Origin of the sequence: Streptomyces sp. NPDC004732, from assembly GCF_040609235.1 — a bacterium.
Classification (GTDB): Bacteria; Actinomycetota; Actinomycetes; order Streptomycetales; family Streptomycetaceae; genus Streptomyces.
In genome coordinates this window covers 204,175-216,287 of sequence record NZ_JBEXJR010000006.1, presented here as the reverse complement: position 1 = coordinate 216,287, position 12,113 = coordinate 204,175, and the positions used below count along the sequence as shown (strand labels likewise).

Below are 12,113 nucleotides of genomic sequence, written 5' to 3'. Positions count from 1 at the left end.
GTGACCCGGCGACCTGCGCGGGCGGCGCGTACGGCCGATGTGGTCCTGGTCTCCGACCGGGGCCCCGTGACGTTCCGGTCCGCCCCGTCCGGCCTCGCCCCGGAACGCCGGGCGGGCAGTGTGACGGCGCTGCTCGACCGGTCCGCGCGCGCGATGGACGAGGACGTCTGCTGGCTGGCCCCTTCGGCGAGCGACGAGGACCGCAGGGCGATGCGGGACGGCAGGTTCGCCGGTCTTGGGCTCGGTTACGGATTCAGTCCCGTGCCCTGCCGGGCGGCGGACTACCGGCGGTACTACGAGGACGCGGGCGTGCGGGGCCTCTGGTACGCGCTGCACGACCTCTGGACGGACCTGCCGCGCGGCCTCGACGGCACCGGCCCCGGGCCGCTCGGCGACGGCGCCGCGCTGCGCGCGTACCAGCAGGTGAACCGTGCCGTGGCCGCGGCGGCCGCGGCTCGCTGCGATCCCCGTACCGTCGTCTGTTTCCAGGACTACCAGTTCGCCACGGCGCCCGGGTTCCTGCGCTCCCTGCTGCCCGCGCAGACCATCGGCTTCTTCCTGCACGCCGCGTTCGCGGCCCCGTCGGCGCTGGCGGCGCTGCCGGGCGCGGCCCGGGGGCTGCTCCTGCGCGGGATGCTCGCGGCGGACGTGCTCGGCTTCCAGTGCGAGCGGTGGGCGGACTCCTTCCTGCGCTTCGCCCGGGAGGCCGGGCACGAGGTCGACGCGGTGGACGGAGCCGTCCGCCACGCGGGTGGCCGGACGCTGGTCCGCCGCTATCCGGCGCCGCCCGACCAGGAGTACCTGTCCGGCGTGTTCGGCACGCTTGAGGCGGACCGGTGGGCCGACGTCTTCCGGGGGATGCGGGAAGGGGCGCTCCTGCTGGTGCGCGTCGACCGGCTCGATCCGGCGAAGAACGTCCTGCGGGGCTTCGAGGCCTTCGCGCTGCTCCTCGCCGAGCGCCCGGAGCTGCGGCACCGCGTCAGGTTCGTGTGCTGTCTGACTCCGTCCCGGCCCACGGTTCCCGAGTACGCCTGGTACGCGGCCCGCGTGCGGGAGGCCGTCGCGGGCATCCAGCGGGACTTCCCCGGAGTGCTGACCGTCCACTGGGACGAGGACCGGGTGCGTGCCATGGCCGCGCTGCGGGAGTACGACGTCCTGCTGGTCAACTCGGTGCACGACGGGATGAACCTGGTGGCCCAGGAAGGGGTGCTTGCGAACCGGCGGGACGGGGCGGTCGTCCTGTCGGCCCGGACCGGGAGCGCCGAGCGGCTCGGTGCGGGGGCGGTCGTGATCGAGGATCCGCGCGATCTCCGTGAGACCGTGTCGGCGCTCGCGCAGGCGCTCGCCATGCCGCGCGGCGAGCGTGCCGCGCGGGCCCTTCGCATGCGGGCGCCGCTGCTGGCTTCCTCGCCGGAGAGCTGGCTGCGGGCCCAGCTCACCGATCTCGCCGAGGTCCGGGACGACCGGCACAAGGCCCTGGGAGCCTAGGGCTCCAGCGCGGTGCGGTCGGCCAGCTCGTGCAGGGCTTCCTTGACCGCGTCCATGCGGGCGTCACCGAGCCGTTCGAGGTCCTTGAGGGCGAGGGTGTAGTAGACCGCGGCCTCCTTCAGGCGGCCCATGGCGGCCAGCGTCGCGCCCAGGTTCACCGCGGTCGCCGCGGCGCCCGGTTCGTCCCCGAAGGAGCGCCTGATCTGCAGCGCCTCGTCGAAGGTCGCCACGGCCTCGTCGTCGCGCCCGGCCGTGCGGTAGGCCTCGCCGAGGTGGTTGAGCGAGGTGCCCTGGCCGAACAGGTCCTTGATCTCGCGCTGGATGCCGAGGGCGCGGAGCCAGCAGCTGATCGCCTCGTCGATCCGGCCGAGGTCGCGGTGGGCGGTGCCGAGGCTGTTGAGGTCGATGCCCTCGTTCCAGCGGTCCCGGATCTCCCGGTGGATGGCCAGGGCCTCGTTCGAGCAGCGGATCGAGTCCTCGATGCGGTTCATCCGCCGCAGGGCGCCCGCCAGGTTGTTGAGCGAGGTCCCTTCGCCATACTTGTCCCCGATCCTGCGGCGGATGGCCAGGGCCTGTTCCCAGACCTCGACGGCCTTCTCGAACTCCCTCGTGCCGCGGTAGGCGTTGCCGAGGCTGTTGAGCGTCCAGGCCTCGCCCTTGAGGCAGCCGGAGCGGCGCGCGCCGCGCAGCCCCAGTTCATGGGTGACGATCCAGTCGCTCAGGAGCTTGCGCACGTTGAAGAAGCTCCACAGGACCACGGGCAGCTGCCAGGCGATCGCGTCCTGCTCGTACTGCACGGCCTGCCGCACGAGGGCTATGAGATGGGTCCGTTCGGTGTCGCACCACGTCAGCGCCTCGGCTCCGTCGGCGAACCGGAGCGGTTCGCACCGCTCGGGCAGCGCGTCGAGGTCGATCCTGCGGCGGTGCGGCATCAGCTGCCGGTTCGCCTCGTCGGCCGTGTGCAGGTACCAGAGCAGGCAGCGCCTGACGGACTCCGTGCGGGACTCCTCGGACTCCTCCTCGTACGCCCGCTCGGCGGCGTAGTCATGGATGAGGTCGTGGAAGCGGAACCGGTCGGGCGCCACCTGTTCGAGCAGGTGGCAGTCGATCAGGCCCCGCAGATACACGTTGGTGCGCGCCCTGGAGTCGCCGGTCGCCGCGGCGGCGGCCAGCAGGCTGAACTCGCCCGTGGGATGCAGGCCCAGGATCCGGAAGCAGCGTGCGCTGCCGGTGCCGAGCGCGCGGTACGACCAGGAGAAGGCGACCCGCACCTCGCGCTGTTCGGCGCCGGTGTCCTCGGTGTCCGCGGCGAAGGTGTCGAGCCGGTGGCGCTCGTCGCCGAGGCCCTCCAGGAGGTCGGCGATGGGCCATTGCGGATACGCCGCGACCCGCTCGCCCACGATGCTGAGGGCCAGCGGCAGATGGCCGCAGCCGGCCGCGAGTTCCTCGACGGCGCCGCGCTCGTGCAGCACCCGGTCGCCGCCGACGATCCCGGTCAGCAGCTCGACGGACTCCCGCTCGCTCAGTGTGTCGAGGCGGATGCTGCGCGCGCCGTAGTTCCCGACCAGCCCCTGGAGACGGTTCCTGCTGGTCACGATCACCACGCAGGTGGCGCTGCCCGGCAGCAGGGGGAACACCTGCGCCGTATTGCGGGCGTTGTCCAGGAGGAGGAGCATCTTGCGCTCGTGCAGCAGGGTGCGGAACATCGCCGCGCGCGGTTCGAGTTCCTGCGGCACCTTGGGCGAGGCCACGTCCAGCGCGTGCAGGAAGTCGGCGAGGACTTCGGCGGGTTCGAGGGGGATGCCCGGTCCGTAGCCCCGGAGGTTGACGTAGAGCTGTCCGTCCGGGAAGGCGTCGCGCGAGCGGTGCGCCCAGTGCACCATCAGCGCCGTCTTGCCCACGCCGGGGGCCCCGCCGACGGAGGAGATCACGGCGGTGTCGGGGCCCGCCTTCTGGGGCTCGGCCAACAGCAGGTCCAGCTCGGCCAGCTCGCTCCCGCGTCCGACGAACCCCGGGCGGTCGAGCGGCAGCTGATGGGGCACCGGGAGGGGCGGCCGGTCGGCGGGACCCGCTTCGGCGGGCTGGAACCGCAGCAGGCGCTCGATCAGTCTGCGGCCGAACTCCGGATCGTCGGTGACGGCCCGCGACAGCTCGTCGAGCGAACCGACCGTGGGACCGCGACGCCCGTCGGTCCCCGGCGCGTCCCGGCCGGGCCGTCTGTCCGTCCGTTGGCCGACCAGCCTGCGCAGCCCCTCCCAGCTGGTCTGCGATCCGGTCGCGGGCGCGTCGCGCGAAGGCGCCCCCGCGGCCGTTCCATGGATTTCCCCTGCTGACACGGATCCACCCCCGTGGGTCAAGCCAAGTGGGGCGAATTATACGGCTTGCGAAAGGTTGCGAGAGGTGTCCGGGACGGGTGGCTTGGGTATTCTCGCGGGCGTCGGGTTCTCCCTGAGGAGGGTGCGTGACGACCGCATCGTCAGATGCCTTGGTTCTCTTCGGCGCGACCGGAGATCTGGCGCGACGAAAACTGTGGCCCGCCCTCTATCGCCTGTCGCTGTCGGAGCAGTGCGCGCCTTTGGTCGTCGCCGTCGGACTGCCCGGCCTCGGCCGGGAGGGCTTCGAGAAGTTCGTGGCCTCGGCCGTCCATGACATGTGCGGCCCTTCGGACGGCACGACGGTGCACCGGCTGCTGGCCAGGACGTGTTACATCGAGGGGGACACGGAGCAGCACGGCACGATGGCGGACGTGGCCCTCGCGGTGCGCGCCGCGGAGCGTCCCGTGTACTTCCTCGGCATCCCGCCCCCGCAGGCCACCGGCACGATCGCGACGATGGGCGCCGTGCGCCTCCCGCCGGGTTCCGTGCTCGTGGAGAAGCCCTTCGGCAACGATCTCGATTCGGCCCGTACGCTCAACGAATCACTCCTCAAAGTCTTTTCCGCCGACTCCGTGCTGAGAATGGATCACTACCTCGGCAAGGAAGCGGTCGAGAATCTCCTGGCTTTCCGTTTCTGCAATCCCTTCCTTGAATCCGCGTGGGACAGGAACAGCATTTCCAGGGTGCAGATCACGCATTGCGAGATCAGGGGTGTGGACAACCGGGGATCCCTGTACGAAGAGATCGGCGCGGTCCGTGACGTCGTCCAGAGCCATCTGCTGCAGCTCGTCGGGATAGTGGCGATGGAGCGCCCCGCGGACGGCACCGCAGAGGCCTTCCGCGAGCGGATCGCGCAGGCCCTCGCCCGGGTGCGGCCGGTGGATCCGGGGCAGCTCGTGCGCGGGCAGTACGCGGGCTACCGGGCGGAGGCGGGGGTGGCCCACGACTCGACGGTGGAGACGTTCGCCGCGCTGCGCCTGGACATCGATGCCGAGCGCTGGCGCGGTGTGCCGTTCCTGCTGCGCTCCGGCAAGGGGCTGGCCGCGACGGCGATCGAGGTGGTGGTGGACTTCGCGCCCGCCGAGCACCGCCTCTGGTTCACCCGCGAGGACCCGGGTCCTGGACGTCTGCGCTTCCGGCTGGGCAGTCACGGCGGCGCCGTGCTGACCGTCAACGCCCGCAGACCCGGGGCGGATCCCGGCCCGATGCCGGTCGATCTGGAATTCGATCTGCAGGCGGCCGGGTCCTCGTGGGAGGCGTACACGCACCTGCTCGCGGACGCGATCCAGGGCAGGACGGGGCGGTTCGTGTCGATGCGCACGGTCGAGGAGTCATGGCGCATCGTGGCTCCCGCGCTGGACGTGCGGGAGGCGCCGCTGGGGTATCCGCGGGGTTCGTGGGGGCCGGAGAAGTCGGCCGGGCTGCCGGGGGCGGGGGGTTGGTGCGCTCCGCTCTAAGCGACGGTCCGCTCCGGGCAGCTGTCCGCTCTAGGCGACTGACCGGCCCGCCAAGCGGTAGGCGCCCCGCACTCCCACCAGCGGGTCGAGGGCGAGCCGGACCGGGATCTCCGCCAGCAGGTCGTGGTGGCAGGCGCCGGGGCTGACGAAGCGGTCCAGGAAGTCCGTCTCGCCGCACAGGAACTCCGCGACCCCCGGCGCCTGCAGCACCCCGCTCGTCAGGGTGACGACGCCGCCCGCGGGCAGGCACACCAGGGCCACGCCGCGCAGGTACTGCCCGAAGAGGGCTGCGAACAGCCGGACGACCTCGCGGGCGCGGGGGTCGCCCGCCAGCGCTGCCGCGGTGATCAACGGCGCGACGGCCGAGCCGGTCCTGCGGGCCTCGGTCACCCGGTCGTGCAGTTCGGGGGCAGGCGGCGCGGCGTGGCACACGTAGTCGTACATCCGGTCGAAGCCGCGGAGCCCGCCGATGGACTCCTCGACGGTGATGACCCCTTCGATCCCGCCGGCCTCTCCGCTCCCGGCCCTGAGGAAGGCGAGGTACCCCGCCTCGAACGCGTCCACCGGCTGCCAGGCGACGTGCCCCGACTCGGACGTGCGCACCACCCCGTGCCCGTCAAGCAGCGCGCTGCCGACACCGCTGCCCACGGAGACCGCGAGGAGGTCGCCCGCGTGGGCGTCAGGGGCGTGCGGGGTGAGCGGGCGCACCTCGTCCGGTCCGAGGTCCGCCATGCCGTGCGCGGTGGCGGTCATGTCGTTGACGACGCTCAGCCGGATGCCGTGCTCGGCCGCGAAGGCGGCGCTCCGGAACAGCGGCCAGTGCGGAAGGTTCGTCATCTGTACGTCGCCGTGGGCGGGGACGCGCCCGGCGACCGCGAGGACCACGGTCTCGGGGCGCAGGCCCGCCTCGTCCAGGCAGGCGGTCAGCAGCTCACCCAGCGACGGGTAGTCGGCGGTCCGCACCTTCAGCTCGGCGTACTCCGGCTCTCCTGCCCGGCCGCCGCGCAGCCGGGAATTGGTACCACCCACATCGAACGCGGCCACCGCTGTACGCACTGCCTCACCACTTCGCTTCGGGTCGGTCCAATTCTCCCCCGTACGGACCGAGTTGTCGTGGGGCACAGTATGACGAGACGTCCGTGCGGACGCGGGAACGGATGCGGTGATGTCGATACAGATCAAGGTCAGTGGTCCGGCGGGCTCCGACACCGCGTTGGTGCGGGACCTGCACTCCTGGCTGCAGCGGGAGGACGACCTGCGGGGCCGGGTCCGGCTGCGCGCCGAGGCCCCGGAGCCGGGGCAGATGGGGGCCGTGCCGGAGCTGCTCCTCACCGCGGTCAGCAGCGGCACGGTCGCCGCGCTGGTCGCGTCCGCGCAGCTCTGGATCAAGCAGCGCCGCGCGAACCTCTCCATCGTCGTCCGGCACCCCGACGGCAAGGAGGTGGAGATCGACGCGGAGCAGATCTCGGGGGCCGAAGAATTCATCCGAACGGTACTGCGGGACTCCGGCCCGACCCCCTGACGCCCGCCCCGTGGGGCGTCAGCTCTCTGTCAGCTCTCTCAGAGCTCTGTCAGCTCTCGAAGCGGTAGCCCATCCCCGGCTCCGTGATGAGGTGCCGCGGGCGGGACGGGTCCGTCTCCAGTTTGCGTCGGAGCTGGGCCATGTAGACCCGGAGGTAGTTGGTCTTGGTGCCGTGGGACGGGCCCCATACGTCAAGCAGCAGTTGCCGCTGGGGAATGAGGCGTCCCGGGTGGCGGATGAGGATTTCCAGGAGCTGCCACTCCGTGGGGGTCAGGCGGATGTCGCGGCCGTCCCGGGTGACCTTCTTGGCGACCAGATCGACGGTGAAGCCGTCGGCGGTGACCACGGCGGTCTCCTGGGCGACCGCGACCGCGAAGGGTTCGGTGCGGCGGACGGCGGCGCGCAGCCGGGCGAGGAGTTCGTTCATGCCGAACGGCTTGGTGATGTAGTCGTCGGCGCCCGCGTCGAGCGCCACGACCTTCTCCTCGGAGGCGCGCCGGGCGGTGAGGACCAGGACGGGCGCGCGCGTCCGGCCCCGGAGGCGCTTGAGCACCTCGATGCCGTCCATGTCGGGCAGGCCCAGGTCGAGGATGACGACGTCCGGCTGCCGGGCCTCCGTCAGACGCAGCGCGGTGCTTCCGTCGGGGGCCGCGTCCACCCCGTACTTGCGCGCTCTGAGGTTGATCACGAGAGCCCGTACGAGCTGCACGTCGTCCTCCACCACCAGCACCCGGGTCATCGGTGTGCCGCCTTCTTCCTTGTGGATGCGGGCCCGTCAGCCCTTGCCGGTCAGTTCCTTGAGCGCGATGTTGAGCTGGAGGACGTTGACGCGCGGCTCGCCGATGAAGCCGAGGGTGCGTCCGTCGGTGTGGTCGTCGACCAGGTCCTGGACCCGTTTCACGGCCAGGTGGTTCTCGGCGGCCACGCGGCGGACCTGGAGGTCGGCGTAGTCCGGGGAGATGTGCGGGTCGAGGCCGGAGCCGGAGGAGGTGACCGCGTCGGCGGGCACGTCGGCGGGCCGGATCCGGTGACCGGCGGTCGAGTTGTCCTTGATGACGGCCGCCTTGGCGTCCTTCACCTGCTTGATCAGGTCCTTGTTGGCGCCGGAGAGGTTGGTGGCGCCGGACAGCAGCAGCTTGTACTGCGTGTTGACGCTGTTCTCGCCGAGGCCGTTGGAGGGGCGGGGCTGGAACCACTTGAGGTCAGGATCCGCCGTCTCCTGGCCCTTCTTCAGCGGCAGGTCGTAGCGCTGGCCGATGAGTTCGGAGCCGACGGTCCTGCCGTCCGCCGTGACCTCGGAGCCGTTGGCCTTGCCGGGCAGGAGGGCCTGGGCGACGCCGGTCACCGCGAGCGGGTAGAGGACGCCGCAGATCACGGTGAGGACGATCAGGGCGCGCAGCCCCGCGCCGAGCAACCGGGCGGTGTTTCCTACGGAGTTGTTCATCGTGGATCAGCCGATTCCGGGGATGAGGGAGATGAGTACGTCGATGACCTTGATGCCGATGAACGGGGCGACGAGTCCGCCCAGGCCGTAGATGCCGAGGTTGCGCCGCAGCATCTTGTCGGCGCTCATCGGCCGGTAGCGCACGCCCTTGAGGGCGAGCGGCACGAGCGCGACGATGATCAGCGCGTTGAAGATGACCGCGGAGAGGATCGCGGACTCCGGCGACGACAGGTTCATGATGTTGAGCTTGTCGAGGCTCGGGTAGGCCACCGCGAACATGGCGGGGATGATCGCGAAGTACTTCGCGACGTCGTTGGCGATCGAGAAGGTCGTCAACGCACCCCGGGTGATGAGGAGTTGCTTGCCGATCTCGACGATCTCGATGAGCTTGGTCGGGTTGGAGTCCAGGTCCACCATGTTCCCGGCCTCCTTGGCGGCCGAGGTGCCGGTGTTCATGGCGACGCCGACGTCGGCCTGGGCGAGCGCGGGGGCGTCGTTGGTGCCGTCGCCCGTCATCGCGACCAGCTTGCCGCCCGCCTGTTCGCGCTTGATCAGCGCCATCTTGTCCTCGGGCGTGGCCTCGGCGAGGAAGTCGTCCACGCCCGCCTCGTCCGCGATGGCCTTGGCGGTCAGCGGGTTGTCGCCCGTGATCATGACGGTCTTGATGCCCATGCGGCGCAGTTCGTCGAACCGCTCGCGCATGCCTTCCTTGACGACGTCCTTGAGGTGGATCACCCCGAGGACGCGCGCGCCGTCAGCGTCTTCCAGAGCCACCAGGAGCGGCGTGCCACCAGCCTGGGAAATCCGGTCGTTGAGTTCCTGGGCATCCTCGGCGACCTCGCCACCACGTTCCTTGACCCAGGCGATGACCGAACCGGTCGCGCCCTTGCGGACCTTGCGTCCGTCGGCGTCCACGCCGGACATACGGGTCTGCGCGGTGAAGGGCACCCAGTCGGCGCCCGTCAGTTCGCCCTGGTGGCGCTCGCGCAGGCCGTACTTCTCCTTGGCGAGTACGACGATGGAGCGGCCCTCCGGCGTCTCGTCGGCCAGCGAGGAGAGCTGGGCGGCGTCCGCGAGGGCGGCCTCGGTGGTGCCGCGGACCGGCACGAACTCGGCGGCCTGGCGGTTGCCGAGGGTGATGGTGCCGGTCTTGTCCAGGAGCAGCGTCGACACGTCGCCCGCGGCCTCGACGGCTCGTCCGGACATGGCGAGGACGTTGCGCTGGACCAGGCGGTCCATGCCCGCGATGCCGATCGCGGAGAGCAGCGCGCCGATGGTCGTCGGGATCAGGCAGACGAGCAGCGCCGTCAGGACGATCATCGAGGTCTGGTCGTCGGCCCCCGCGTAGATCGCGAAGGGCTTCAGGGTGACGACGGCGAGCAGGAAGACGATGGTGAGGGACGCCAGGAGGATGTTCAGGGCGATCTCGTTGGGCGTCTTCTGGCGGGCGGCACCCTCGACCAGGTTGATCATGCGGTCGATGAACGTCTCGCCCGGCTTCGTCGTGATCTTGATGACGATGCGGTCGGACAGGACCTTCGTACCGCCCGTGACGGCACAGCGGTCGCCGCCGGACTCCCGGATGACGGGGGCCGACTCGCCGGTGATCGCGGACTCGTCGACGGAGGCCACGCCCTCGACGACGTCACCGTCGCCGGGGATGATGTCGCCCGCCTCGCAGACGACCAGGTCGCCGATGCGCAGGTCGGTCCCGGCCACGGACTCCTCGGTGGCGCCGGACAGCCGGCGGGCGACCGTGTCGGTCTTGGCCTTGCGCAGGGTGTCGGCCTGCGCCTTGCCGCGGCCCTCGGCGACGGCCTCCGCGAGGTTGGCGAAGACCGTGGTCAGCCAGAGCCAGGCGGTGATCGCCCAGCCGAACCAGTCCCCCGGGTCCTTGACGGCGAGCACGGTGGTGACCACCGAGCCGACCAGGACGACGAACATGACCGGCGACTTGACCATCACGCGCGGGTTGAGTTTGCGGAAGGCGTCCGGCAGTGACTTCAGGAGCTGGGCCGGGTCGAAGAGGCCCGCGCCGACCTTGCCCGCGTCGGAGGAGTGGTGGCCGGTGGGGACGGACTGGTGCGGGGCGCGGTCCGCGGTGGCGAGCGACCCCTCGTTCCGGTCGTCCGTCTGGTGGTTCTCGGTGTGTGTGCTCATGACGCCAGCCCCTCGGCAAGCGGTCCCAGCGCGAGCGCGGGGAAATAGGTCAGACCGGTGATGATCATGATCGTGCCGACCAGCAATCCGGTGAAGAGCGGCTTTTCGGTACGCAGGGTGCCCGCGGTCGCCGGGACCGGCTGCTGCTCGGCCAGCGACCCCGCGAGCGCGAGGACGAAGACCATCGGCAGGAAGCGGCCGAGCAGCATCGCGAGACCGATCGTGCTGTTGAACCACTGCGTGTCGGCGCTCAGGCCCGCGAAGGCCGAGCCGTTGTTGTTGGCGCCCGAGGTATAGGCGTAGAGGACCTCGGAGAAGCCGTGCGCGCCGGGGTTCGCCATGGAGTTGCCCGGGGTGGGCAGGGCCATCGCGACGGCCGTGAAGCCGAGGACGAGCGCCGGAGTGACGAGGATGTAGCAGGCGGCCAGCTTGATCTGGCGGGTGCCGATCTTCTTGCCGAGGTACTCCGGGGTGCGGCCGACCATCAGACCGGCGATGAACACGGCGATGATCGCCATGATGAGCATGCCGTAGAGGCCCGAGCCGGTGCCGCCGGGCGCGATCTCGCCGAGCTGCATGCCCAGCATCTGGATGCCGCCGCCGAAGCCGGTGTAGGACGAGTGGAAGGAGTTCACCGCGCCGGTGGAGGTGAGCGTGGTGGCCACGGAGAAGATCGACGATCCGGCGATCCCGAACCGGGTCTCCTTGCCCTCCATCGCCCCGCCCGCCAGGTCGAGGGCCGGGGCGCCGTGGTGGAACTCGGTCCACATCATCAGCGCGGTGAAGCCGAGCCAGATCGTCGCCATCGTGGCGAGGATCGCGTAGCCCTGCCTGACCGAGCCGACCATCCTGCCGAAGGTCCGCGTCAGCGCGAACGGGATGAGCAGGATCAGGAAGACTTCGAAGAGGTTCGAGAACCCGTTGGGGTTCTCGAAGGGGTGCGCGGAGTTGGCGTTGAAGTAGCCGCCGCCGTTCGTGCCCAGCTCCTTGATGACCTCCTGCGAGGCCACGGCTCCGCCGTTCCACTGCTGCTTGCCGCCCATGAACTGGCCGACCTCGTGGATGCCGGAGAAGTTCTGGAGGGCGCCGCAGGCGACCAGGACGAGCGCGCCGATCACGGAGATCGGGATCAGGATGCGGACGGTGCCGCGGACCAGGTCGGCCCAGAAGTTGCCGAGCTCACCGGTGCGGGAGCGGGCGAAGCCGCGGACCAGGGCCACCGCGACGGCGATGCCCACGGCCGCCGAGACGAAGTTCTGCACGGCGAGGCCGCCGGTCTGCACGACGTGGCCCATGGCCTGTTCGCCGGAGTACGACTGCCAGTTGGTGTTCGCCACGAACGACGCCGCGGTGTTGAACGCCTGGTCCGGGTCGATGGACTTGAAGCCCAGCGAGCCGGGCAGCGAGCCCTGGAGCCGCTGCAGCAGGTAGAGGAAGAGGACGCCAGCGGCGGAGAAGGCGAGGACGCCGCGCAGGTAGGCGGGCCAGCGCATCTCCGTGTCGGGGTCGGCGCCGATGGCCTTGTAGATCCACTTCTCGGCACGGAGGTGCTTCTTCGAGCCGTAGACGCGGGCCATGTAGTCGCCGAGCGGACGGTATGCGAGTGCGAGTGCAGCCACCAGGGCGAGCAGCTGGAGCACACCGGCAAGGACGGGGCTCATATCCGT

General features: G+C 70.8%; 9 protein-coding genes. 3 read left to right on the top strand and 6 right to left on the bottom strand.

Annotated elements, in window-relative coordinates:
- Entirely contained in the window at positions 1-1,488 is a 1,488-nt protein-coding gene (locus ABZV77_RS19635) for a trehalose-6-phosphate synthase (protein WP_356258152.1), read from the top strand.
- On the opposite strand, the gene ABZV77_RS19630 is transcribed toward ABZV77_RS19635, so the two are convergent.
- On the bottom strand, positions 1,485-3,824 hold the full coding sequence (locus ABZV77_RS19630) for a tetratricopeptide repeat protein (protein ID WP_356258149.1): 2,340 nt from the start codon (positions 3,822-3,824) through the stop codon (positions 1,485-1,487). The two genes, ABZV77_RS19635 and ABZV77_RS19630, sit on opposite strands and share 4 nt — an antisense overlap.
- 125 nt (positions 3,825-3,949) lie before the next feature.
- Here ABZV77_RS19630 and ABZV77_RS19625 point away from each other — a divergent pair, with 125 nt between their 5' ends.
- Positions 3,950-5,320 (top strand): glucose-6-phosphate dehydrogenase, encoded by a 1,371-nt coding sequence (locus ABZV77_RS19625; protein ID WP_356258146.1) that lies wholly within the window; start codon positions 3,950-3,952, stop codon positions 5,318-5,320.
- Between the two features lie 30 nt (positions 5,321-5,350).
- On the opposite strand, the gene ABZV77_RS19620 is transcribed toward ABZV77_RS19625, so the two are convergent.
- Positions 5,351-6,376 (bottom strand): glucokinase, encoded by a 1,026-nt coding sequence (locus ABZV77_RS19620; RefSeq protein ID WP_356258144.1) that lies wholly within the window; start codon positions 6,374-6,376, stop codon positions 5,351-5,353.
- Between the two features lie 109 nt (positions 6,377-6,485).
- On the opposite strand from ABZV77_RS19620, the gene ABZV77_RS19615 reads away from it, so the two are divergent.
- Positions 6,486-6,842, top strand: a complete 357-nt coding sequence (locus ABZV77_RS19615) for a hypothetical protein (RefSeq protein ID WP_356258141.1) — start codon at positions 6,486-6,488, stop codon at positions 6,840-6,842.
- A gap of 49 nt (positions 6,843-6,891) precedes the next feature.
- Here ABZV77_RS19615 and ABZV77_RS19610 read toward each other — a convergent pair whose 3' ends face one another.
- Genes ABZV77_RS19610 through kdpA form a run of 4 tightly spaced genes read right to left on the bottom strand, consistent with a single transcriptional unit; the run spans position 6,892 to position 12,107 of the window.
- A complete protein-coding gene (locus tag ABZV77_RS19610) occupies positions 6,892-7,581 on the bottom strand; it encodes a response regulator transcription factor (protein ID WP_356258139.1) in 690 nt (229 codons plus the stop codon).
- Positions 7,582-7,617: 36 nt separating this feature from the next.
- Positions 7,618-8,286: a potassium-transporting ATPase subunit C gene (locus tag ABZV77_RS19605; RefSeq protein ID WP_356258136.1), complete on the bottom strand. Its 669-nt coding sequence runs from the start codon at positions 8,284-8,286 to the stop codon at positions 7,618-7,620.
- 6 nt (positions 8,287-8,292) lie between these two features.
- Positions 8,293-10,446 carry a potassium-transporting ATPase subunit KdpB gene (gene kdpB / locus ABZV77_RS19600; RefSeq protein WP_356258133.1) on the bottom strand — a complete coding sequence of 718 codons (2,154 nt, stop codon included), beginning with the start codon at positions 10,444-10,446 and terminating at the stop codon, positions 8,293-8,295.
- Entirely contained in the window at positions 10,443-12,107 is a 1,665-nt protein-coding gene (gene kdpA / locus ABZV77_RS19595) for a potassium-transporting ATPase subunit KdpA (protein WP_356258131.1), read from the bottom strand. The genes kdpB and kdpA overlap by 4 nt, the downstream gene beginning before the upstream one ends.
- Positions 12,108-12,113: the final 6 nt, after the last annotated feature.